We start from the raw sequence: 25,681 nt of genomic DNA on the forward strand, positions 1-25,681 counted from the left end.
TGTCAACCAGTTGGAAAGTGAATCAGAGATGAAGTCAGGACTTCCTGTCGTATTTCTCATAGATGATGATCACATGATGCACGATCTTATAAAAATCATTCTTGAGGGAATGGCTGATTTAAAGAGTGCATACAGTTTTGATGAGGCAGAGACTTATCTGAATCAGCCTGACAGCGATCCCGTGATGATGCTTGTCGACCTCAACCTCGGGCGGGGTGGTAATGGTGTCGACCTCCTTAAGAGCATCAAACAGATGCCCCGGTTTGCCGGGGTTCCCGTCGTGGCTGTTACGGCATATTCGATGTCAGGTGACGATGAGAAACTTCTCGAAGAGGGTTTTGACTATTTCCTGTCGAAACCGTTCAGAAAAAGGATTTTACTCGAAATCTTTAACAAAGTGCTCGCTTTAAAATAAAAAAGAGGCTGCCCCTTTTGAGACAGCCTCTCTTTTCAGTGCAAATATTCTACTTTGACAACAGGTAATCAGCAATCTTGCCAAGATCTTTTGGATCTTTATTCCCGTATGCCGGCATGATGCCGGAAGCATATTTCGTTTTGTAATCGTCGAAACGCGCACCTGTTTTATTCTTGTCAGGATTTCGCAGGTATGCGATCAAAGCTTCTCTGTCGTAATATTTACCCAGCCCGGTGAGGGGTGGTGCTGCTTTTGTGCCTTCAAGCTCACCGCCGTGGCAGTTCAAGCAACCAAATTGAGATACCAGCTCTTTACCACCGGCTCCTGAAGTTTCCGAACTGCCCATTCCTTCACTGTATCCTGCACCTGATGCCGGGGCACCGGTATCACGGGTCAGGTGTTGAAGAAAGAAGAGTCCGGCAAAAGCCGCCAGAAAGATTAGAATCCATACTAAGGTTTTAGTCATGTAACCTCGAAAAGTTGTTAATTATCGTTTGCAATATCGTAATAATTTTTGTAAGCTTTTATCCCTTCAAAAATGGACTTTGCGAGCTGGTCCTGCCCTTTCCCGCTTGCGAGGTATTTTTCCTCTTCCACATTTGAAATAAATCCAAGTTCTATCAGTACATTTGGCATTGAAGCACCTATCAGAACATAAAACCCTGCCTGTTTAACTCCCCTCGAAGAACGGTTGGTGTGTTCTTTAAAACTTTTGTTCAATAATCCGGAAAACTTCTCCGAGTGGTGCATATAAGCTGCGTGAGCCATGGAAGTGAGGATGTAATTTTCATCGTCAAGTTCTTTGTATCTCCCAGGGTCATCTTCATATTTGATTACACTGTTTTCAATCTTTGCGATTGCAATAGCATCTTTTGTCTTGCCGGGACGGAGCAGGTAAATCTCGTATCCGCTCGCTTTGCTGTTTCTCTCGGGTGTTGAATTGCAATGAATGGAAATAAAGAGATCGCCCGATTTTTCATTTGCTATTTTGCCTCTTTGGTAGAGTTCCACAAACGAATCGTTGTTTCGCGTGTAAACAACTTTCACGCCGGGGAGATTTTTTTTAATCAGTTCCCCGACCTTCAGAGTTACAGCAAGGTTAACATCCTTTTCCCTCGTCTTGTTGGTGCCAACAGCACCCGCATCCTTTCCGCCGTGACCGGCATCGAGGACGACTACATCAAATTTCCAGTCGTCTTTTTTTTTACCGGAGCTTCACCTGTCTCCGACTTTGAATAAACAAGAACCTGAATTTCTTTTTTTGATTTAATTCTTTTTACTTCATAGGAGGAATAGGAGTCGTTCACATAGATCATCAGTTCACCCGTCCCTTTTCTGACTCTTCCCTTTACTTCCTTCACAGGTCCTGATTTGAAAGTTTTTTCGATGTTTTTAAGTGTAATATCGCATTTTTCAATGGTGATCGAGATATATTTTTTACTCTCGTCTTTCAGGGAGTGTTTAATTCCGTTTGCTTCGCCGGTATAGAAAAATGTTGCCATCATTCCGTTCGACTTCACTTCGTAGGATGCTTTACCGATAACAGTTTTTTTATTGGTCTTTACATCCTTGTCGTCGTCGTTCTCATCTTTTTTTGTTACGGGCTTGTCTTCCTTTTCAGGTTTTGTCTCTTTATCGTCCGCTATCGAACCATCTTTTGGAAATTTATACGAATACTTCTCCTCGAATGCGGCAGAGAATGCTTCCTTGCTTGCTGCAACAGGAATCAGAAGGTCGCCCCCTTCCCTGATTGCTGATTTCGACATCTTGTAGGTCTTGCTCTTTTTATCTTTTGTAACTACTGCATTTGGATTTTTTGCAGTAAACTTGATAGAAGACTTGGAGGATGTTGCCAGATCAAACTTTGTGTTTTCGCTCGATTTGGTCAGTTTAAGAGAAAATTTGGACGACAGATCATTCAGCGAGAGATATGTTACGCTCGATTTTTTTACTGTCTTTATTTTCTTGGTTTTGTCTTTGACAGTTATCTCCACAGACTGTGCAGAGGCTGCAGAGATCGATAAAAATACCAGTAAAAGAAGTTTGACAACCAATTTCATTACAATTTCCGGACTTTATTAAAACTAAAGCATTAAATTAAGCAATTATTGTAAACTTATGAAATATAAAAATTTACGCATCTTTTTACTTGTGTGTTCTCCTGTCGGAACGATTTTCTTATATTTGACATTGTTAAAAAGCCAATTTTGCAATTTTGACCGAAAACGAAATTATTAAAACAGGTAAACAAATATGAAAAAGCTGACCATATATCCGATTCTGATGCTAATCGCATTCACATTTTTTTACGGTTGTTCAGACAAAAACTCCCGTGAATACACTCTTAGCGACAGTGTTGAGACCAAACCTGCCGCTCCTGCTCCTGCTCCCGTGGAAGAGGCAACCGGCGACGGATTGACCCTCACCATCAAAGGGGAGATGTTTAAGGATGGAAAACATACCCTGAAACCGTTATCCGCCTCTTATTCTGACGCTGACGGTGTAACCGTTTTGATGTTCAAAGGGATGCTGGACAAAGACTCCGCCCAGGTGGAAATTACTTTCACCGGAGATAAAGCCGGAAAATTTGAAGTCGGCAAGATGAGTGGTAAAGGAAACGGGAAAAACGGGTTTACCATCAGTGGATGGATTCCCGGGGCAGACCCTGCAAGTAAATATCTCTTCCTGAGTAATATGGGTCAGATTGAGATAAGTGAAACAGGTTCGGTAATAAAAGGTTCGGTAAAAGGTGGTGGAACCGATATCAGAGCGGAAACCCCAAGTGACCTGACACTCGAAGGAAGTTTTACAATTCAGAAAAAATAGAGTGAGGGGCACACGCCCCTCTCTCACTCTTTAGGTTCAATTTTTCTGAAGGCTTTCATCCCGCCCGCAACATTCACAGTTTTGAAGCCTTTTTCTTTGAGCAGGGTACAGGCTTTGCCCGACCTGTTTCCTGATCTGCAGATAATTTTTATTTCTTTGTCTTTGTATTTATCGAGTTCATTGGCTCTTCTGTCAAGTTCCTGAACGGGAATGTGGATGATTCCGGGAATGGCACCAAGCTCACCTGTCAGTTCCTCTGCTGTTCTTACATCGAGAATCACAAGATTGCTGTCTTTGCTGTCGATTAATTTTTTAAGTTCATCAACAGAGATTTCAGTCCTCGAGGAGGATTTTCCTGTTGAGTTTGGGTCCGAAGTATTCTGGGCATTGCATCCGAAGAAGCCGAATATCAGCAGTGCCAGGGGAAGAATAAATTTGTTTCTCATGATTCCTCTTGTTTTTTTAATGACTGCACGATCCGCCACCACAGCAACCGCCACCCGACTCGCATGAGGGGGCAGAGTATGATGAGTAATCTTTTGAAGAAAATCCACCCGGCACTGAAGCAGAGAATGTGGAAATCAGTTTTTTAATCTTTACTGACTTGCATTTTGGGCAGTTTACATCTTCAATCTTTGTGACTGAGCGATGAAGAATTTCAAATTTGTGGTCGCACTCTGTGCATTTATATTCATAAATTGGCATGGTTATCTCCTGTGATTATTCAAGACCAAGTTTGCTTAATAAATTTCTGTGAAGTTCATCCGTAAAGTCGGGATTGTATTCGCGGTACCAGTCGATGGTACATTCCACGGAGGCACAATAATCCTTGCAGGCATCACATTTTTCGATATGTTCTCTGATGGCTCTGCACTTTTCGGAGTTAATATCTTCTTTCAGGTTTTCGCAGATGTGCAGCATCACATCTTTGCATTTTACTTCTTCGAATTTCATTTTTTGAAAGCCTCGGATATCTCATTTCTTAAAAAAGCTCTTGCTCTGTGAAGCCTTGACTTCACAGCCGGTACTGATAAACCCGTAATTCCGGCAGTTTCTTCGGTTGAAAGCTGTTGAACATCCCTCAGGGTGAAGACAATTCTGTATTCGGGAGCCAGTTTGTCAATCGCCATGTCCAAAATTTCCCTCAGTTCTGCATTTTCAACAGATTTGTAAGGAATTGTCGACCAGTCAGCGGCATATTTTTCGTTGAAAAGTTCGTCGTCGTTATCGGGTTCAACAAACAGTTCCTTCTTTTTACTTCTTGCCGACATCAGACAGTGATTCATGGAAATACGGTAGAGCCAGGTGGAAAGTTTTGAATTTCCGTCGAAACCTTTGAGTGATTTAATCATACTCAGGAAGGTTTCCTGCATCACATTTTCTGCTTTATCCCTGTTTCTGCAGATTTTAAACGCAAAACTGAAAATGGTTTTTTCATATTTTTTCACCAGGTCACGCAGAGCATCTTTGTCTCCGGATTTGGCCAGGTCAATTATTTGTTCTTCTGACATGTTGTATGATGTTTCAAATTTAAAAAAGATTCAATAAATAGGGGACGCAGCACCCGGTTGGTCTATGCTCTTCCATAAATAATAACATGCGATCGTGTTGTAAGGTGCCCAATTACCTTTTCTGGAAATTTCTGCAACAGTTTTCGCATCGGGCATTTCGGGGAGATCGTAGTTGATCATAATCGCCCTTTTGATCCCCAGATCACCCACAGGCAATACATTTGGTCTGATAAGAGTGAACATCAGGAACATGTGGGCAGTCCACTCGCCGACACCTTTTATTTTAACAAGTTCCTTGATTATTTCTTCATCACTCATTTCCGGGAATTTGTGGAAGTGTACCTCCTCATTCAGAAAGGCTGACGCAATTGCTTTAACATAAGTAACTTTTGCATTCGAAAGTCCGAGAGCCCTGACATCCTGGTGGTCAGCCTCGAGAAGGGCGGTTAAATCGGGTGGATCCCCGAATTTTTTAAGGAATCGTTGCTCAATGGTGTAAGCTGCTTTTATCGAAAGCTGCTGATTTAATATGGCTGTAATAAGGTCTTTTGCGTACTCCTCGCGGGGTTCATACCAGTAAGGAGGTATTTTTTCCGTTAAAGGTTTAAGGATTGGGTCATTTTTACGCAAATGATCGATACCTTTTTCTATTTCATTTCGATGCATTTAATTAAGTTAGTTGTTTATAAATGAAAAATTTTTTATTCTCAAACATAAATGTTAACAACTTCAAAATTAGTCGAAAAATTAAAGACGAACTTTTTCTTCAAAAAAGCTCCTGATGTTGCTGCCTCCCTCGGTGGTTTAAAGAGCAACATCGTTGAGGTTCCTGAAGGTAAGCTGGTTTTCCAGAATGGAGAGCCCTCCGATAATGTGTACCTCATTCTGTATGGACTTGTGAAGATTAAGATCAAAACCAAAACCGGTGCCAAGATAGTATCAAGGGCAGCGGGTGATTTTTTTGGCGAAAGGGAAGTGCTTGAGGGGAAAGAAAGAACCTCCACCGCTATAACAGAGATCGACTCTGAATTCTTTGTATTGAGCAGAGAACGGTTTTTGGCATATCTGTACGGGAATGATGAAATTAGAATAAATGTAAAGATTAATCTCGCAAAAACCTATGATCTTACAAAAGAGGGTGCCGAGACAATCATCGACAATAATGAGCCTGACGGGAAACAGTTTTCAATTCCTCCCGATCCGGATGTGGTGCTTGAACCAGTGGAAGTTAGCCGAAGGGATGTTGAAACAGTCTCACCTGCGACACTTCCCGAAGAACCCGTAATTGAAGTACCTGCGGAAGAACCTGAGGAGGAAGGCGTTTACGATGATTTCGATTTTGACGATGAGGACTTTGAGCCTGTAAATGAACCGGACACTCAGGATACAACTGAAAAACCAGACCGGTTGGATACCCTTTTTATACAGGAAGGTGAAGGCGGTGACGAGGTAATCAGTGAAGAAGAACTTCTTCGTGAAGTGGATGAGCTTGATGAAGCTGTTGTTGAAGAGGACTTTTTCGAAGATGACGATGATTTTGAGGATTTCGAGGATGACGATTTCGAACTCGGCGATGAAGACGATGACGATTTCCGTTTACCTGAAGAAGATGAAGATTTTGTAGAAGAGATGGACGATTTTGATCCGAATAAGGAGTTGGAACTTCTTGACGGATATGCAGAGCCCCCGATGGAAATTGAGGAGCCTGACTACGACCTGCTAAACCGGTCAGCATTAGAGGAAACTGAAGAAGAACCCTATTTCGAAGCGGATGGTGACTTTTCATCTGTCGAGGTTGAACTGCCTTTACCGGAAGAACCGGCAGAGCAAATCACCACTTCAGAAGAAGAGGAGCTTCGGGAGAATGTTGAAATTCCGTCGGTAGCCGGGCAGCCGGTACCCGAAAAAATCACAATTGTAAACAGCGGTGAAACAATTGCCCTTAGGAAACAACTTGAGCTAATCACCTCCATCTGTACTGCTGAAAGACCGGTTGATATTTACGACATTGTAAAAGAAGATGTTTTAAAGCTCGTAAACGCCAAAGAATTCGTTATGTTTGTATTCGACGGCGGTTTCCTCTCCTCTGTTACGGGGCATATATCAGAGGATACAAACTTCGCCGTTCGTGAAAAAATAGCCTACGAGCTCATCACAATGCAGGAGCCCGTAACACTTTTCGACCTTGACAGTTCGGGAATGATGGAAGGGCTGGAAAATATCGACGAAAAAGAGATTCCCTCTTCACTTCTCTACTATCCCCTTATCGGGAGAGAAAACAAGGTGAATGGTTGCTTCCTTTTCTTCTCATCGAACAACGGAAGATTTACCACACATGATGTGATGTCAATTGAAGATATTGCAAAAGCCTCTTCGGGAATCCTGGACAAAATAGCGGACGGCAAAACCTCACTGACAGGGAAATACGAGGATCTTCAAAAATATACAGCATTTTTCGGATCGGAAATCAAAATCGCGGTCGAGACCATTCTTTCGATCAGTGAAACCCTTGACAGGGGAAAACTGACTGACAAGGTCAGATACGGATTCGATATCATTCGCGAAAGAGCCGCCGGCTTAAAAGGATTTCTCGATTCAATACAATTTTTTGTGGGGAAAGTGTCGGGCTTTTCGAAACAGCCTTATCTGGTGAGTGAGCTTTTGGATGACTTCCTCGTGAAGGTCTCGGAGCCGGCGAAACAGAGGGAAGTTACACTTCTGAGAAAATATAACGCCGACATGGTGATGTTCTTCAATAAAGAGCTTTTTATTCACGCCCTTACGCTCATCACACAGAATTCGTTCGATGCGATGCCTGAGGGGGGAAAGATTTATTTCTCCACTTCCGCGAATGAATCGAACATCCTCATCTCGATTCGAGATACCGGGACTGGGATTCACCCTGATCTTAGGGAAAAGATTTTTGAACCGTTCTACACCTACGGAAAAACAGGTGTCGGGTTGGGACTTCCAATCGCCAACAAGATAATTAAAGAACATGGTGGATTTATCTACCTGGAATCAACAAAAACTCAGGGAACTGAGATAATTATAGCTTTGCCCGTATGATGTATGATTATATTGCAGTTATTGGAGCGACCGCCACAGGCAAGACTGATCTTGCTGTAAAAATCGCTTCTCTCGTCGATGGAGAGATAATCTCCTGCGACTCAAGACAGGTTTATCGCGGCATGAACATCGGTACCGGTAAGGACCTGAATGCTTACAGAACCCCTAAAGGGAAAATCCCTTATCACCTCATTGATATTCTCGACCCGAAGGAAGACTACAGCGTTTTCCGTTTTCTCGAAGATTTCTACAACAGTTACTACGACATAGTAAGCCGTGGTAAAGTGCCCGTGCTCTGCGGAGGCACTTACATGTATTTTACAGCTCTTTTCCTTCGTTACCCGCTGATCAAGGTTCTGAACCTCGAGGAAAAAGCTGAAGCGCTTATGGTACAGGAACATGAAGAACTGATCGCCGAGTTGAAAGAACTGAACCCCTTGCTTCATAACAGGACTGACCTCGTTGAGAAATTTAAAACAGCAAAAGCACTCGTAATTGCACGCGAGAGCATTCAGTATGAGAAGCAAAACGGACTTACCCACCCCCCAATCGAGTTGAATCCTCTCGTTATTTCCACACAGGTTTCCAGAGAAGAGTATTACAAAAGAATTCGAATCAGGCTTGCCGACCGTCTCCGTGAAGGTTTGGTTGATGAAGTCAGGGAACTGATGAATTCCGGAATCAAAGCCGAAAGACTCGAATATTTTGGTCTCGAATACAAATTTGCCGGTAAGTATCTCAAATCAGAACTTTCCAAAAACGACATGATCCAAAAACTGCTCAATGCTATTAACGATTATGCCAAAAAGCAAATTACGGGTATAACCAAACTCGAAAAAAACGGCGTTCATGTTAACTGGGTTGCCCCCGAGGACATTACCGCAGCGAGAAAATTGATCGAAGAAGCAGGATTCGAAATATTTGAATAAATTTAAGGACCCCGTCGCAGCATATCTTGCAAAACGGGGTCTTCATCTTAAGCCGGATTATCAGAATTTTTCAAACTTCAGAGAAGTGGTTGTTGTGGTGCCCTGCTACAATGAACTTGAAAACCTTCCCCTCCTTTTGGAATCATTCCTCGCAAACGACCCTTCAACATTCGAAAAAATCGCCTGTCTTTTTGTCGTTAACCACCCTGAAGATGCTACATCCGAAATTAAAAATGCAAGTCGTGAGACAGTAAGGATTTTGACTGATTTTGGCAACAGCTCCCCCCTTCCCGTTGCAATTATTGATATGCCCGGTGAGGGGAGGGAAGTGCCGGTAAAGTTTGCGGGAGCCGGGTACCCTAGGAAAACAGGTCTCGATTCGGCAATTTCCCTCACTGATCCCGCCCGACCCGATAACTCTCTCCTCGTCTCTGTCGATGCCGATTGCCTTGTTGCCACTTCGTATTTTACAACGCTCATCGAACTTGCCCAAAGAGGGTGCAAAGCCGCAGTTTTGGAATATAAACACAGAGAAGATGATGCTGAAAATATCGAAGCTATCAGGGAATATGAAGCTTATTTGAGATCGTACACCGAAGGACTCAAATACGCAGGTTCCCCATACGCATGGCATTTTATCGGTTCGACCATGGTTTCGAATGTTTCAACTTATGTAAAGGCAGGGGGCATGAATACCCGGAGGGCTGCCGAGGATTTCTATTTTCTCGAGAGCATCGCAAAGGTCGCTCAGATTGAAAGTATTGAAGAGGTCTTGGTGTTTCCCTCAAACAGAGTGAGTGATAGAGTAATTTTCGGAACAGGAAAGGCAATGAACGACAGGAAAGAGACAGGAAAAGAGATCATGGCCTATCCCCCAATCGTGTTTGAACGGCTCAAATCGTTTTTGAGTGTATATCATGAAAATTACACTTCCGTTGAAGAACTGATTGACACCATCCGCAAAACAGATGAAGAGACCTTTGACTTTTTGGAGTCCTACAAATTCTCAACCGCGATGAGGAGCATTTACAAATCATCGAAGAGTTCAGCCCAGATTTCAAAACAAAAAGACATCTGGTTCGATGCTCTGAAAACCATGAGGCTGGTCTCTCTTTTCAGAACCTCGGAAACCAGGAATCACAGAACCTCAGAAACTTAGATCCTGTGGACTACGGAACCTAAAGGTACAGAGGTACCGAAATACCGGTTCACCTGAAAAATTAGTTGCAAAGAGTTCAGCCAAAAAGTTTGATGCCTCTTCCCTGCCTTTTTTTTTCATCAATCCCAGAATTAAACCTTTTTCACCTTTGCTACTATTTTTCCCTGTAAACTAAACAATTATTCTGCCCTCGAAAAATCATTCTGGAACTCTCAGAATTAAAAAAATTTTTCTATAATGCAATCAGGAAAATGTATTACTTTTTACCTTTTTTTATTTGGATGTTGTTATGATTTTAAAGTGAGCGTTGGATTTTAATTTGATTCAATGTTGCGCAATTCATTGTGAGTAAAAGGTATAATGGGTTCATTGTTTATAGTTCTTAAAGCAGGGCTTATTATCAACACTTGGGAAATATTTTTGTTTTCTGCAGGGAAACAGACCCCACCTCCGTTTTGGTTTGTTATCCTGTCATCTCCTGTTATTCCAAATCAATTCGATTTAGGATTGCCAATCGCTTTGTGCCTTCCGGTAACATTTCTAAAAAATATTTATTTTTTAATCCATCAACACAAAACTTTGTGTGAGGAAATTCTATGTCTAAACTAACTAATAACCCCTTTCAATTTGTTTCGTTTTCAGTTCTGTTTCTTTTAGTTGGTTGCACAACAGAGCTAAATGCGCAGTTCGATTCACTTATGTTATTAGACTCCGGATATTATTTGAATGAATCCGTTATCTACATGGGGGACCAAAACGATGACGGATGTGATGATTTTATTATATGCAAGATGGATTCAAGATTTGACAACTGGGGATATGCACACTTCTTTTATGGCGGTAACCCTATACCGGATACATCAGCTTTCCGAATTAGAATACTTAATCCGCTAATTATTACGGGTTGCGATATGAATAGAGATGGTTATCGTGATATAGTAATGAGAATTGGAGGGATTTCACAAGATTTATACAGATACAATATATACTATGGTGGACCCGATTTGGATACAATACCCGATTATGTGCTAACACTTCCTGATTCGACAGTACCCGCTTATTTTATAGGGAAAATGTGGCCAATAGATTTTGATGGTGATGGGTGGGAAGAATTGGTGTTTAAAACAGGCATCTCACACAAAATTGGGTTTGTTCGAAATTTTGAAGAAAATCAACCACTTGAGTATTTCTCGATCCCCAGAATTGGAAACATGTATTATTTTGAAAATCTAATATTTTCTTCTGATCTTGATGGAGATGGAAAATCCGATTTATCAGTTATTGCAGATGATGGAGAGAGTATACTACTCAGATTTTATTATGGGAATAGCAGTTTTAATTTCAGTGACTACTATGAATTCTCGTCTGATTCAGTGAATCATCTTCGTCAAGTGTATCTACTAAATGACATGAATGGAGACGGCAAAGGTGAAATATGTGTGCTCCTATCGATTGCAGGATCAGGCAAGTATGCTTTATCTTTTGGAAGCAAACCACCCGACCTTGTGCCTGATTTATTGATGAATGCGGGAGGAATCTCAGGAGGGTATGGATTTTCGCCCGGGGATGTAAACGGAGATGGATACGGTGATTTTTTGAAGTATGTTCCATATATCAGATTTGCATTATACTTGGGGGGCAGAACGATAACCGGTCAGGCTGCACAACAATATTTTTCCAACTACTGGTTAAACAGTATGCATTTGGGGGGAAGAGTTGGTGACATAAACGGAGACGGACTTGCAGATATTTGTGTTGGGGAGACAGCAGGTACCTCAGTACTGTCTCATATTTACATATACTCAGGGACAAGAACACCTGTATCGGTTAAAGAAGAAAAGGAGGAAAAAGAAGAAGAGAACATATTATTAGTGACGGTATCACCAAACCCGACCACCGGACAGATTTCTGTTCAATATGCCCTGCCGGATTCCGGGGTACTCGGCCTTGAGATATATGATATCCTCGGTCAGAGAATATATAACGAATCATTACAAAAAGAGAAAGGGACCCAAACTGAACAGATAAACCTGGGAAACCATGCCGTTTCAAGCGGCACATATATAGTTAATATCACCCTAAAAACGGGTGAAAAAACTTTAGCCAAAAGTGTTAAGGTTCAATTAATAAAATAGGTGAACAAACAACAAGAAAAGAGAATTAACCATGAAAAAGTTACTTTTTTTATTCGTATTCATTAACGGGTTAACATTTTCGCAAATGAGACCGGGCATCGATTACATGCCACAAATTGCATTTTTTGATCTTGTAGTGAATTATTTTGGTCTAATATTGTCTGAATCAGGATTAACAGAATTAAAGAATTTTCAGGATTGACACCTCAGCCTTTTTCAAACTGATTACCCGGTAAAACAAAGAAACTTGCGCCATCACAATCCAAAACTTCCCTCCCATAGCAACATCAAGACTTACAGTTCTTAAAAGTTTTTTGCCTGAAGTTTAATCTAGGTTATCAGGACGAACTCAGAAATGTTTTTCTACGAATTAACAGATTTATTAATCAAAATATCATTCTCGGTCAATGGAAACGAGAAGCTTCATAACGCTGACAGTTTACAGCATCACTGGTCAGAAGGTGGTCCCGATAAATCGGGACCGCGGGCGAGATGGAAAAGGGTCTGCATGAAAAGAGATTCAATGGAACAAAACTCTCATCAGGAGTTTACATTTTCCGCATTGAAGCCCTATCGCTTGAGAGCAGGACAACATACTCTAAAACGGTGAAAGGTTTGCTGCTTAAATAGGGCTGAGGAATGAAGGTTGATGGCTGAAAAGCCCGCACCAGAATGTTAAATTATTAAGGCTGTATCGAGAGGGGCAGCCTTTTTTTGAAACAACTTCTCTGATAATAAACTCGTAATAACCAATAACAACCACTCCCTTTTACAATTTATCTTTATAGGTCCGAGTCATATTGTTCAAAATTTATTTTTTCAACCTCTTGACTATATCAAATTTTAAATGTAATTTCTTTCCAGTAAAGTTAATTTTTTATTTTAAGGAAGACCCATATCGATAAGATCAACAATAGACGGTGAATTAGCCGTAGGAGACAATTGTTAATCTTTAAATAGTTTGTGTGTTTAGTAGTCCCGTATTAAAAACGGAGATTGACACATTGCCCCCGCGGACAGTTCGCTGCCCGATGGAATGGTTATGTGTGAATCTCCGTTTTTTGTTTTAAATAATGCTAATTGGAGTAATAATGAATATCAAATATTTCAACATTCGACTGTACTGTACCATTTTCTTTACACTTGCTGTATTTGGTGAAGTTTCGGCCCAGTTCGATTCTGTTGTATTTGTTCGGCGAGCATGGCATTGGGATCTATCGGTTATCTATTTGGGAGATCAGAACAATGACGGCTTCGATGACTTTGTTCTTGTTGAACAGGACAGTGCAAATGGACAACTATATGGTGGTGGTTATGCACATTTTTTCTATGGAGGTAACCCGTTAAGCAGTACTCCGGCTTTTTCTATCAGACATCCTGCAGGAGCCTACTCAATAACCGCTTGTGATGTAAACAGGGATAATTACAGAGACCTCATAATCGGACAAAAAAAATGGCATGAAACCAATCATTGGTACAAAGTTTATTTTGGCGGTCCTGCTTTTGATACACTCCCCGATATGACCTTTAATTTTCCTGATACAACAGGAGAAACGATCTATTTGCTTGGGAGAGAGTGGCCCGCTGATATTAACGGGGATGGATGGGAAGAACTGATAATATGCCAACATTATTTTACAATTCCGCCCGATAATGGAGACCAAACTGGAACACTTTATTTTTTTGAAACATCAGCTACTACCCCATTGCAACAATATCATACCTACACCCCGCCTATAGAAATTGATAGATATGGAATGCAATGGTCTCTAAGAAGTTTTTCCTTTACAGATATTGATGGTGATGGTAGAGCAGACCCTTCTTTTGTGATTGGAGGAGCAGCCATTCCTGGAAGCGCACGACGATACCTTTATGGAGATAACACATATAGCTTTAATGAATATTCTGATATTAAGAATGCTTTTGCTTCTTACTCATCTAGCATTTTTTCCGTCCCCGATATGAATGGTGATGGAAGGGCGGATATAATTACAAAGAATGCACTTGAAGATATCTACCCGTTTTATTTCGGAGCCGTGATGTTCAACGGTTCAAAACCCGTGAATACAACCGCCGTAGAGGGTTTTAATACTCAAGCCAACGGGTGGAGTTATCTATTTTCCCCGGGAGATGTGAACGGAGACTCTTACAATGATGTCGTGTTTCACACCTACCACACCGACGCGAGACTCTACCTTGGTGGCAATCCTGTCCCGGATGAAAAAGCAAGAATTTACTCACCTCTTGATGGAGCGTGGTATTTTATTAATTTTGGCGGAAGGATTGGAGATGTTACAGGAGATGGAGCCGATGACATTTGTATAATGGAAAATGCAGACTATGATAATAATTTACCAGCAGGAAACACTTTCATAATAAAAGGTACAAGAAAACCCACCTCTATCAAATCTGAATACAGCACAGATCTTGCTTCAGAGTTAAGAGTGTTTGCTTCTCCTAACCCCTTCAACAAAAATATTAAGATCAACTGCATCCAGCCGAATGATGGAGTTATTCGCATAGAAGTGTTTGACATAATGGGGAAAGAAATTTATTCAAAATCTGCCTTTGGAGCAAGGGGTGAACATAGTGAAGATTTAGATTTCAGTTCGCTTAATGTTTCAAGCAGTACATACTTGATCAGGGTTTCATCCTACATGGAGAAAGGTTCATCTGTCACGACCGTAAAAGTGGCATATATTAAATAAATTCAGGAGTTGAGTATTATGAGACATGCAAGATATTATCTCATATTCGTATTAGTTTCGTTTTGTGCATTCGCACAAAACAGACCGGGAGTAGATTACTTCCCTCAGATCGGATTCTTTGATTTTATGGTGCAGTACCTGCACCCGCCTCATGGTAACTCTGCCCAAATAGAATTATCAGTTAGTGACAGTAATTATTATCATCCAAGACTGAAGGAATTGGGAATAACGGATATTGTAACTGATTGGGCGGAATACAAAAATGTTAGACCATCATCGGATCCTGCTACTGATTTTTTCATTCACGATATGGGATTTGAATGGAGAGATAATGGTATTAGAGCCTTTACTCCCGCAGGATTTCTTAAATCATTTGGCCACATGGAAAACAAATATAGTCTTAGATTTGGTGGTACACCTGCAGATAACCTCTCTTTTGGGAACAACTTTGGCTTTTCATATTTGGATGGTCAAGACAGATCAAGTTATTGGTGCATGACAACTGATACAAAGCCTGTCCCTAACATAATCCCGGAGACGGGAGATAGTGTACGAGATGGAGCCAATTGGGTACGAAGAGCCCGTGTCGCCTTTGATGACAATGGCTTATTACTTTGGGGTCGCTTACCATGGTTGCAGTTCTTTTTTGAGAATATGAATTACTACATTGATATCAAAATTAAAAAAGTTCCCGCGGGAGGCTCAAATCCACTGCTTTTTAAAATTGTAGTTTGTCAAGCGGTTGAGAACAACACTCAACCGGCGCCCGATGGGTACTATAAAAAACCTTCAATCGTTTCTGAATCCTCAGATGCACCTTTGGCGAATGCATATCTTGAACAATATGTTTATTGGAATGATATCACTCACGCGGCCGGAACTTATGATTGGTTCCGATCTAATGCCTTCACAATAAACAGACAAACTACCACACAGTTTTACATAGTTTGGTATGATCAATCGGATATCTATATTGATCAAATTGCGATGTATAATGACAAGTATAAAAATTCATTTATAACAAATACACATGATTATTTTAAGAATAATGTATTTCAACCATTACAAACCACTTATTCCGGAATAATTGATTCGAGATTTCAGGATTTTTACTTCGATGAACCGTTTATGCTCACAGCGAGAGCAAGAGGGAAGTTACAAGACACCCTGGGAAACATGTTTACAAATCGGCCGGATATACAAGTAAATGGTGCAACAGGGTCTTTACCTGAGTATTTTCTCCACTTCGATAACAAATACGCGCGTGAATCGCAGAACGCACCACACAAGAAGTACATCCTTTTCAACATGTATCCGTTTGGAGAGGATAACATGTATGATCAAACAACGGTTCAATACAAATTAAATGACCTTATTAAATGCCCCTCATTAGGTTCGACTCACGGAGCATATAGTTATAATTATGCCGGTTTACGCGCCTCTCAACTTGCGGCTCAACAATACGATAGTGACTCCCTGAATGATGTGCCTTTATTTATGACATTGCAGGTGCACGCTGAACATCAACTAACTTCCAGCAATGAATATGTTCCTAATTCGCAGAGAGGGAAGCGCCCACCATCCAGGGATGAGATTTTTGCAATGGGTCATCTTTCTTTAGCATTTGGAGTGAAAGGATTTATGTATTACATGATTCCAACTCGATGCGAAATATGGGGAGCTGAAACTCGTTGGGGTACTTATGGGTTGTTTGATGAGGCTGGAAATCCTTATGGTTATATTGGTAAGACTGGATTATGGCAAAATCCTGAGGCAGTACAAGTAAAAAACGAAAGATTTGATGCTGTTAAAGATTTTATTGCCTCCTTTAAGTCGTATGAAAATACCCTTCTAAAGTTAAGATGGCTTGATGCCAAATACTGGAACGAGAACTCGGCAATACCCAAACCTTGGATAAGTAACATTGAGACTTCACCCACCGGAAATTTCCCCGTGACTCCCACAGACCCCCCGATGGTACAAACAGGATATTTTGAAGAGTATAGCCATCTTGCGGGTTATAATCCAAAATCCAAGTTCATCTACATAGTGAACAGAAGATGCAATACTCAGGGTAGTGACAACTCAAACCGCTACATCCGCTTTAAAATTGACTCCACGGTGGCCTCAAATTACACCAATATTAAAGTCACCAACATGAAAACAGGGCAAACTTTCTTTACCTCAAAGAATTCATTGTTTACTCTTTTTCTTAATGCTGGTGATGGAACACTTTTGAAGTTTGAACCGACAATTTTAGCCGGTGGTTTGCTTGTTGAAAACGAAACGGTCTCATCATCCATCGAAGTTGACAGCAGTCTGGAACTTTCTCAATACAAAAAACTCCGGATTGAAAATGGCGCTGATGTAACCTTTAAAAATTCTTCAAGGCTATATGTATATAATTCTGACCTTGAAATTGAGGGAACACCATCAAATCCTTCAGTGATAAACTTTTTATCTCCGAACTGGACACTTGGTAATGGATTGGTTGCACGGTATGCTGATGTTTCCATAAATAATGCACGGATCAAAAATGCGAGCGCGGGGATTTACGCTTACAGGTGCTCGACCTTCGTTGTCAGCAATACAATTATCGACAGTTGTTATTTTGGAATATCCATGGAAGAACAAGGTTCACCCTACGGAACAAATGTTCTTCAGAATATAACCTTAAACAAATGTATTACGCGTGGCATAACAACCAACCATGTAATATTAATGGCAGAGGATGTTGTGATATCTGGCGGTGAAAATGCAATGATGTTTTGGGACAGTGAATTCAACTGCTTTTTGATGCAGGAAATCGCCAATATCAATATATTGAGTCACACTACCGGTGTTTATAGCAATAATTCGGAATTAAATTTTGGCTACGATGATGGTTCAGGGATACCAGACGGTGCATATAATACATTCCTGAGTGCTGATAATTTTTATGTTGAGAATTATTCGGAAGTAATGGCTCAGTATGACTACTGGGAATCGAAATCGAATTATTGTGATTTAACAAGTTTACTTGTTGACGAACCATCATTCAAGTACGAAGGTGATAATCCTCTTGTTATACCAAGTGACGAACTGGCATCGGTAAAACATAATTTTACGGGTGAAGGTGGTTCAACAGTTGAGAAATTTCAACTTGCAAAAAGGATGTACAAAAAGGGACATTTAAGACAAGCAAGAGACATCTGCAGCGACATAATAGATAATAACTCTAATGATGAGCTGATTCCGGCTGTAATATCTTTATTGATCCGTACTTTTAAGGAGGAGGGTAAAGAAGCTCTTGGTCAATATATAGCAAACGGAAATAATGCAACGACAAATTCAACGGCAAAAGGATTGCTCCAGGCTACCACTGCACTTTTTACAGAGGATGTAAACACAGTATATGACGATATCATTACGAGATATCCGGGGAAATACCCTGCTGAATATTCCCTGTACAAAAAAGCATTGTATCAGACCGGTTCTCAAATGGATAAAAAAGGAGCAAAAATCACATTCAATAAATTGAGGACTGATTTTCCCAACTCCCTGTTCATCAAAGACCTTGTTGTAAGGCTCGCAGACACTATGGTGTTTTCCAACAAATCAGTTATTCCACTTGGACTTCCTAAACAACAATCTCAGACGACAAATTCGGAAGTTTTTGAATACAATCTTCTAAATAATTATCCTAATCCATTCAATCCTGAAACGGTTATTAAATTCTCCCTCAAGGAGAAGAGCGGTGTAACGCTGAATGTTTACAACATTGCAGGACAAAAGGTTGCAGAACTTGTATCAGGAGAGATGGAGAAAGGCATGTATGATAGAAAGTTCGATGGAACCAAACTCTCATCCGGAGTTTACATTTTCCGTTTGACAGCGCAATCGCTTGAGAGCAAGACAACTTATTCCAAAACGATGAAAGCCTTGCTGCTTAAATAGGGCTGAGGGATCAAGGCAGAGGGCTGAAATACTTTCTTTATCACCGATCATTTATCATTGATCACTGATCACCACAAAAAGAGGCTGTCTCGAGAGAGGCAGCCTTTTATAAATCTTTTTTGAAATAAATTTCAATAATAGGAAAATATTTCTTGCACGGAATATGAAAAATAAGTAGATTATGTAAGAAAAAGGTAATCATTCGCAGGTTTACTCAAATGAGTTTATTGTTTATTGTTTTCCAAGCCGGGTTTTTTATTAGCATTAGGGAAATATTTTTTTCTTCTGCCGGGAAACAGATCATACCTCAGTTTTTGTTTGTTATCCTGTCATCTCCTGTAATTCCAAAACAATTCGATTTGGGATTGCCGATCGCTTTGCGCCTTCCGGAAACATTTCTAAACAATATTTATTTCTTAATCCATCAACACAAAACCTTGTGTGAGGAAATTATATGTTTAAACTAACACACAACCCCTTTCAATTTGTTTCGTTTTCAGTTCTGCTTCTTTTAGTTGTTTGCACAAATGAAGTTAGTGCCCAGTTCGATTCTGTTGTGCTTGTCCGCCGGGCATGGCACTGGGATCAATCTGTAATCTATATGGGAGATCAGAACAACGATGGTTACGATGACTTTGTACTTGTCGAACAAGACAGTGCAAATGGAGAATACAAAAAATGGGGATTTGCCCATTTCTTCTATGGAGGCGATCCACTGAGTTCTATTCCTGCATATTCGATCTTTCATCCTGCGGGTGCTTATGCTGTTACTGCCTGTGATGTAAACAGGGACAGCTACAGAGACCTTATAATTGGTCAAAAATCATTCAGGGAAAACAACCATTTCTACAAAGTGTATTATGGCGGACCGGATTTTGATACTATACCGGATTTTGAATTCCAGTTCCCTGATACTTCTGCATCTTACATACTTATGATGGGACGGGAATGGCCGGCGGATATTGACGGAGACGGATGGGAAGAATTGATACTGTGTCATCAATATTACACAATCCCACCTTCAAGCGGAAATCGCACAGGTACAATGTATTTTTTTAAGTCTTCAAACACAAATCCGCTTCAAGAGGTTTATACATACACTCCACCAATCCAAACAGATGGATATGGGATTGCAGCGCGAGTAGAAGAGATACATTTTGCAGACATAGACGGAGATGGGAAGGCTGATCCGACATTTATGATTTACAACCCTCAAGGAAATCCTACATTTGCAAGAAGATTTATCTATGGTGATCAGAACTTCGAATTTGGAGAATGGAGCGATATCAAAAATGTGTATGCAGAATTTTCCTCACGAATTTTTTCAGTGCCTGATATGAACGGAGACGGGAAAAGCGATATTATCACGGTAAACGCAATCGAAAATTTATTTCCTTACTGGTTCACAGCCGTGCTTTTCAACGGTTCAAGACCTGTGAACACAAATGCAGTTGAAGGTTTTAACACACAAAACAATGGTTGGTCATATCTGTTTTCCCCCGGTGATGTAAATGCAGATGGGTTTAACGACATAATAATTCACACATTCTACACCAGCGCGAGGCTTTACCTTGGAGGCAACCCAATTCCGGATGAAAAAGCGAGAGTCTATTCTCCCGCAGACCCCGGTTTTTATTCCTTTAATTTTGGCGGCAGGATAGGTGATGTTACGGGTGATGATGCTGATGATATATGTATCCTGGAGAATGCTTACTACGATAATTCTGAGCCAAAGGGTAACACTTTTATAATAAAGGGGACACGAAAACCCACTGACATTGGAGATGAGAAGGATTTATCCCTTCCTTCAGAAATTGAGATATTTACCTCCCCAAATCCCATAGACGGGACCACAAATCTTAAATACATAATCCCCAAAGATGGAATTATACAAATTCATGTATTCGACATAATGGGGAAAGAAATTTATTCGAAATCAAACTACAAAACAAGAGGTGAACACAATGAGGATATAAACTTTGGTGCCCTCAATATTTCAAGCGGCACCTACATGATCAGGGTTTCTTCTGACCTGCAGAAGGGGGCGACGACCAAAACCGTCAAAGTAATATATATTAAATAAAATAAAAGAAAATTAAAAAGATGAAACATGCAAGATTTTACATTATGTTTGTGTTCATTTCGTTTTGTGCATTCTCACAGAACAGACCGGGGATAGATTACTTTCCCCACACTAGCTTTTTTGATTTTTCCGTTCAATATCTTTATCCGCCAAACTCATTGGCAACCGGTACACAAATCAAAAATTCAATGAGCGGTTCACTAAATTATTATTACCCTTACCTTAAAAAACTCGGTATCACCAATTTGGTGACTGACTGGGCAGAATATAAAGCATTAAATCCAAATACTGATCCTTCAACAGACTTCTTTATAAACGATATGGGGTTTAGCTGGAGAGATATGGGGAACTTCTATTTCGGACCGGCAAACTATCTTTCTGCATTTGGACACTTTCGTGACAAATATACCCTTCAATTTGGTGGCGACCAAGTAACAAATCTAACAGATGGAAACAACTTTGGATTCGGTGTCGGGACCAACAAAGAGAGTTATTGGTGTATGACCGATGAAACAAAACCGCCCGGTGATATGGATGTAATTGGCGCAAATAGTGAAGATGAGGGAATCTGGGTTCGGGTTGCAAAAGCCGACAAAGATTATGAAGGATTGCTGCTTTGGGGTGGTTTGCCTTGGACACAATTCTATTACGGTGATATGGAATATTTCATCGATATTAAATTGAAGAAAGTAACTGCTTCCGGTAATCCCCTTTTATTTAAAATTGTGGTACAATTACAGGAAGAACATGTTCAGCCGGTACCGAATGGATTCCACAAAAGGCCCCCAATAATTCCGGATGATACGGATGCACCGCTTTCTAATATTTATCTTGAGCAGGATGTATCTTGGAATGATATTACACATGCTGCCGGGGTTTATGACTGGTTCAGGTCAAACGCGTTTAGTATTGCCGAAGGTGAAAATCTTCAGTTCTACATATACTGGTACGATCAATCCGATCTATATGTTGATCAGGTGGTGATTTATAACGAGAAATACAGGGATGCATTTATCACCAACACAATTGATTTTCAGACTGATGTAGCCGGTCCATTACAAGACGCATATCAGAGTTCAATATCTGATACCTTATTACAGGATTTCTACTACGATGAGCCTTTTATGCTTACTGCCAGGGCAAGAGGGATACTGCAAAATGCAATCCCATCCATACTGGGCAGTTCGACTAATGTTCAAGTTAACGGCGCAACGGGAAGTGTACCTGAGTACTTTCTGCGTTTTGATCACAAGTATGCAAGGGAAACAGAAAATGCCCCACATAAGAACTATGTATTATTTAACATGTATCCGTTTGGCGAAAACTGTATCTATGAACAATGGAAAGTCCAGGAAAAATTAAGTGACCTGATAAAATGTTCTTCATTTGGACAGACGCATGGAGCATATAGTTACAATTACGCCGGATTGTTGCCCTCACAGATCGCAGCACAGCAGTATGATGAAGAACCGGAAAATGATCTGCCTCTTTTCATGACACTTCAAGTACATGCAGAACATCAGTTGGATACAAATGGTAACTATGTTCAAAACCTTGTTAGAGGGAAACGACCTCCCACAAAAGATGAGATATTTGCAATGGGAAATTTGTCACTGGCGTATGGAGTCAAGGGATTCATGTATTACATGATCCCAACCCGAAGTGAAGAATTAGCAAATAATAAAAGATGGGGCACTTATGGATTATTTGATCAAAATGAGCCACCAAATTACCCGAAATATAACTATGTAACAAAAGCAGGAACCTGGCAAAATCCTGCGTTTGAGCAGGATACTAACGAAAGATACACCGCCGTAAGAGATTTCATTGGTTCTGTTAAACCGATGGAATCTACTTTACTCAAACTCAGATGGCTTGCTGCCAAATATTGGGATGAAACTTCTGCAAATCCAAAAAACTGGATAAGTGAAATAGAAACATCACCTACGGGAAGTTTCCCTGTAAATCCTACAGACCCCCCGATGGTACAAACAGGATATTTTGAAGAGTATAGCCATCTTGCGGGTTATAATCCAAAATCTAAGTACATCTACATAGTGAACAGAAGATGCAATACTCAGGGCAGTGACAACTCAAACCGTTACATCCGCTTTAAAATTGATTCGACTGTAGCTTCAGGTTATACAAATATAAAAGTTACGAACCTTAAAACAGGTCAAACCTTCTTTACCTCGAAGAATTCATTGTTTACACTGTTTCTAAATGCGGGAGATGGAACACTGTTGAAGTTTGAACCAACAATTCTGGCGGGAGGATCCCTCGTGGTCAGTGAGGCAGTACCTTCCGGCACCTACGAAGTTGACACAACCCTTATTGTTCCGGACGGAGTAAAACTAACCGTGAATGCCGGTACAAAGCTTACCTTCCGGAATTCCGGAAGATTATTGGTTGAAGATGGCGAACTGGAAGTAAACGGAACAGAGAACAACAAGGTTGAGTTTGATTTTGGCTCAAAGAACTGGAGTGCGGGAAACGGTATCTACGCTTACAGAACGCCCCTCAAGATTAAAAATGCAGTGATAAAGAACGCAAGTTGCGGGATTTATTCTCACATCAGTCCGGGTGACACGATCGACGGGGTGACCATTGACAATACCCACTATGGGATAAGTTTATACTACAGCTATAACTACGGAGCCGACAACACAGTTATCCGCAACTCACAGATAACCAACAGTCAGTTGTCAGGAATCACAATGGTTGGCTCAATGCCAAGGTTACATGACAACCATTTTGAGAGCAACGCCGGAAAGGGAGTGTCAGCATACACAGGTTCAGCACCCGTTTTGTTGGATACGGGCAACACTTCCGGTGGAAACTCATTCCTTAGCAATAATATCGCGATATATTCTCTCAATTCGCTTCCCGTACTCGGATATGCGGATGACAAGGAGAACTACACAGGAGGCAACTGTTTCGTTGAAGATGTAACAAGTCTCCATGCGATAAATGAAATACCAACAATTTATTATGAGATAGAAGCATATGGCAATGACTGGGGTACTGAAGACCCCGGTGAATTCAGAATAGATTTGGATGGATATATCGGCGTAATTACCGACGGCTATAACACAGCCTGTTCCGGGATATGGTACAGACCTGTTGCAGGAAGCAGTACTTCCGGTACACCCAAGCTTATGGAGAGTGGTGATGGAGAAGACACGGTAAAATCAGTGTTGAAGAACGCCCGTAAACTTATCCGAAAGGGTCAACTCCGGGATGCCCTTTCCCTTCTTACGGGAGTGATAAAGGGTCAGTACGATTTAAGGTACAAGAGGGTTGCGGTATCGATGGTGCCGGAATGTTTTAGTTTAGAAAGTATGGGCGAGCTGAAAAGCACCCTGCTTGAGGTGAGAGGAGAAAGCGGACTGTTCAAACCGGTGACTATGCTCCTTATGCACATCGACACTAAAAACATGGGAACCTACAAACAGGAAATCCTGAATGCCGGCAACAACAAGGCGCATGGAGCCGGCGACAACAGTGAACAAGTTATGATGATCTACAACAGTCTCCTCGAAGAGAAATATAAATCATCAGGTGTGATTGACACAGCCGGCAAGGTGGCACCCCTTCTTGCATACCTGAACGGGAATCATCCCGGCTCTGAATACACAAAGATGGCGAACCTGCTGTTCAGTGAACTGCCTGAGAGCAATCCCGTAAACAAACCGACAGGTAAACAAAAGCCGGGAAGCAGCAAACCGGAGACAGTTGTTTACGAGTACAACCTCTACAACAACTACCCCAACCCGTTCAACCCTGAAACTGTGATAAAGTTCTCGTTAAAAGAGAAAAGCAGTGTAACGCTGACGGTTTACAACATCACCGGACAGAAGGTGGCTGAACTTGTATCAGGAGAGATGGAGAAAGGCATGTATGATAGAAAGTTCGATGGAACCAAATTCTCATCCGGAGTTTATATCTTCAGGCTTGAAGCGCAATCGCTTGAGAGCAGGACATCATATTCCAAAACGATGAAGGCGTTGCTGCTTAAATAGGGCTGAGGAATGAAGGTTGATTGCTGAAAAGCCCGCACCAGAATGTTAAATTATTAAGGCTGTCTCGAGAGGGTCAGCCTTTTATATCATCGGTTCATCTGAAAAATTAGTGTAATGCAGGTCAGGCAAAAAGTTCGGTACTGCTCCTCAATTTTTTATTTTTTATCCAAATTTGCTCCTTGTCTTTTGCCACTATTTTTTAATAAAGATCTTCAATCTCTCAACTACTCAAGTCACACATAAAGGGTAATAAGATTGCCTTTAAATTCACTATTTTTAAAATTGCGTATTTTAAAATAAATCGGGAAACCGTATATCCTTTTACGGGGGACAAATCCCTTTGAAAAAGAATATTTCCCGGTCACAGTGATTGAAAAGAATGAAAAATCCAATTATAATAGTATCGAGTCTTGCGGTTATGATGCTGTTTACATCGTGCAGAACCACAACGAGTGACTATGACTTTCAGCAAAACTTCAATTTTTCGACGCTAAAAGTTTTCACTATCTATCCGAGTACCGCTCTGAAGAGTAATTCTCCCGTTATGGCTCAGGCTATTGGTGGAGAGATTGACTCCATTTTGCAGTCGAAGGGTTACAAAAAAGGAAATGAAGTTCATGACTTTGTTGTAACTTTTTATACTGAAGCAGAAGTGGAAACATCCTACGGTAGTGTAAACTTTGAGCGGTGGAAAGGATTCTGGTCGGTTAAAGAGGAACCTCTTTTTGCGATGAAGGGTCTGGTCGTCATAGATGTAATTGACGGAGAAACGGGCAATGTTGTCTGGCGCGGCTGGGATACCCGGCTGATCGGTAAGGAAGCTGACCCGCGAACCGTTTTGAAAAACACAGTTGCCGGAATTCTACGGCAGTTTCCACCCAAATAAAA

20 protein-coding genes and 1 pseudogene are annotated in these 25,681 nt (G+C 41.0%); 13 read left to right on the forward strand and 8 right to left on the reverse strand.

All coding sequences use genetic code 11. From position 1 onward, the window contains the following. The first annotated feature begins 28 nt into the window (after positions 1-28). Entirely contained in the window at positions 29-415 is a 387-nt protein-coding gene (locus J0L60_04040) for a response regulator (GenBank protein MBN8545285.1), read from the forward strand. 49 nt (positions 416-464) lie between these two features. Here the strand turns inward: J0L60_04040 and J0L60_04045 are convergent, their stop codons facing one another. The 3 genes and pseudogenes from J0L60_04045 to J0L60_04055 all read right to left on the reverse strand — a co-directional run bounded on the left by J0L60_04045 (position 465) and on the right by J0L60_04055 (position 2,475). After that, positions 465-881: a cytochrome c gene (locus J0L60_04045; GenBank protein ID MBN8545286.1), complete on the reverse strand. Its 417-nt coding sequence runs from the start codon at positions 879-881 to the stop codon at positions 465-467. Between the two features lie 17 nt (positions 882-898). Continuing rightward, positions 899-1,591, reverse strand: a pseudogene (locus J0L60_04050) (N-acetylmuramoyl-L-alanine amidase). Next, positions 1,591-2,475, reverse strand: a complete 885-nt coding sequence (locus J0L60_04055) for a hypothetical protein (protein ID MBN8545287.1) — start codon at positions 2,473-2,475, stop codon at positions 1,591-1,593. The pseudogene J0L60_04050 and the gene J0L60_04055 overlap by 1 nt, the downstream one beginning before the upstream one ends. A gap of 193 nt (positions 2,476-2,668) precedes the next feature. Between J0L60_04055 and J0L60_04060 the strand changes: the two genes are divergently transcribed. Then, positions 2,669-3,241: a hypothetical protein gene (locus J0L60_04060; protein MBN8545288.1), complete on the forward strand. Its 573-nt coding sequence runs from the start codon at positions 2,669-2,671 to the stop codon at positions 3,239-3,241. Between the two features lie 23 nt (positions 3,242-3,264). On the opposite strand, the gene J0L60_04065 is transcribed toward J0L60_04060, so the two are convergent. From J0L60_04065 to J0L60_04085, 5 genes are read right to left on the reverse strand one after another with little or no spacing between them, the layout of a single operon-like run. Continuing rightward, the gene (locus J0L60_04065) at positions 3,265-3,687 is read right to left on the reverse strand and encodes a rhodanese-like domain-containing protein (GenBank protein MBN8545289.1); all 423 of its coding nucleotides are present in this window, start codon (positions 3,685-3,687) and stop codon (positions 3,265-3,267) included. A gap of 16 nt (positions 3,688-3,703) precedes the next feature. Further along, a complete protein-coding gene (locus J0L60_04070) occupies positions 3,704-3,946 on the reverse strand; it encodes a zinc ribbon domain-containing protein (GenBank protein MBN8545290.1) in 243 nt (80 codons plus the stop codon). A 15-nt stretch (positions 3,947-3,961) separates the two neighbouring features. Then, the gene (locus tag J0L60_04075) at positions 3,962-4,195 is read right to left on the reverse strand and encodes a hypothetical protein (protein ID MBN8545291.1); all 234 of its coding nucleotides are present in this window, start codon (positions 4,193-4,195) and stop codon (positions 3,962-3,964) included. After that, entirely contained in the window at positions 4,192-4,752 is a 561-nt protein-coding gene (locus J0L60_04080; protein ID MBN8545292.1) for a sigma-70 family RNA polymerase sigma factor, read from the reverse strand. The genes J0L60_04075 and J0L60_04080 overlap by 4 nt, the downstream gene beginning before the upstream one ends. Before the next feature lie 30 nt (positions 4,753-4,782). After that, positions 4,783-5,418, reverse strand: coding sequence for a DNA-3-methyladenine glycosylase 2 family protein (locus J0L60_04085; GenBank protein ID MBN8545293.1), 636 nt, complete (start codon positions 5,416-5,418; stop codon positions 4,783-4,785). Between the two features lie 51 nt (positions 5,419-5,469). Between J0L60_04085 and J0L60_04090 the strand changes: the two genes are divergently transcribed. From J0L60_04090 to J0L60_04140, 11 genes are all read left to right on the forward strand, one after another. Further along, entirely contained in the window at positions 5,470-7,821 is a 2,352-nt protein-coding gene (locus J0L60_04090) for a cyclic nucleotide-binding domain-containing protein (protein MBN8545294.1), read from the forward strand. After that, the gene (gene miaA / locus J0L60_04095) at positions 7,818-8,750 is read left to right on the forward strand and encodes a tRNA (adenosine(37)-N6)-dimethylallyltransferase MiaA (GenBank protein ID MBN8545295.1); all 933 of its coding nucleotides are present in this window, start codon (positions 7,818-7,820) and stop codon (positions 8,748-8,750) included. The genes J0L60_04090 and miaA overlap by 4 nt, the downstream gene beginning before the upstream one ends. Then, entirely contained in the window at positions 8,743-9,909 is a 1,167-nt protein-coding gene (locus J0L60_04100) for a hypothetical protein (GenBank protein MBN8545296.1), read from the forward strand. The genes miaA and J0L60_04100 overlap by 8 nt, the downstream gene beginning before the upstream one ends. 596 nt (positions 9,910-10,505) lie before the next feature. Beyond that, the gene (locus J0L60_04105) at positions 10,506-12,044 is read left to right on the forward strand and encodes a T9SS type A sorting domain-containing protein (protein MBN8545297.1); all 1,539 of its coding nucleotides are present in this window, start codon (positions 10,506-10,508) and stop codon (positions 12,042-12,044) included. 31 nt (positions 12,045-12,075) lie between these two features. Beyond that, entirely contained in the window at positions 12,076-12,246 is a 171-nt protein-coding gene (locus tag J0L60_04110; protein ID MBN8545298.1) for a hypothetical protein, read from the forward strand. 153 nt (positions 12,247-12,399) lie between these two features. Continuing rightward, positions 12,400-12,654 (forward strand): hypothetical protein, encoded by a 255-nt coding sequence (locus tag J0L60_04115; GenBank protein MBN8545299.1) that lies wholly within the window; start codon positions 12,400-12,402, stop codon positions 12,652-12,654. 481 nt (positions 12,655-13,135) lie between these two features. Continuing rightward, positions 13,136-14,752, forward strand: a complete 1,617-nt coding sequence (locus J0L60_04120) for a T9SS type A sorting domain-containing protein (GenBank protein ID MBN8545300.1) — start codon at positions 13,136-13,138, stop codon at positions 14,750-14,752. Positions 14,753-15,133: 381 nt separating this feature from the next. Next, on the forward strand, positions 15,134-18,688 hold the full coding sequence (locus J0L60_04125; protein ID MBN8545301.1) for a T9SS type A sorting domain-containing protein: 3,555 nt from the start codon (positions 15,134-15,136) through the stop codon (positions 18,686-18,688). A 454-nt stretch (positions 18,689-19,142) separates the two neighbouring features. Continuing rightward, on the forward strand, positions 19,143-20,771 hold the full coding sequence (locus tag J0L60_04130; protein ID MBN8545302.1) for a T9SS type A sorting domain-containing protein: 1,629 nt from the start codon (positions 19,143-19,145) through the stop codon (positions 20,769-20,771). Between the two features lie 20 nt (positions 20,772-20,791). Beyond that, positions 20,792-24,793 (forward strand): right-handed parallel beta-helix repeat-containing protein, encoded by a 4,002-nt coding sequence (locus J0L60_04135; GenBank protein MBN8545303.1) that lies wholly within the window; start codon positions 20,792-20,794, stop codon positions 24,791-24,793. A gap of 379 nt (positions 24,794-25,172) precedes the next feature. Continuing rightward, the gene (locus tag J0L60_04140) at positions 25,173-25,679 is read left to right on the forward strand and encodes a DUF4136 domain-containing protein (GenBank protein MBN8545304.1); all 507 of its coding nucleotides are present in this window, start codon (positions 25,173-25,175) and stop codon (positions 25,677-25,679) included. Positions 25,680-25,681 lie beyond the last annotated feature (2 nt).

This window comes from Ignavibacteria bacterium (genome assembly GCA_017302895.1).
GTDB lineage: Bacteria > Bacteroidota > Ignavibacteria > Ignavibacteriales > Ignavibacteriaceae > UTCHB3.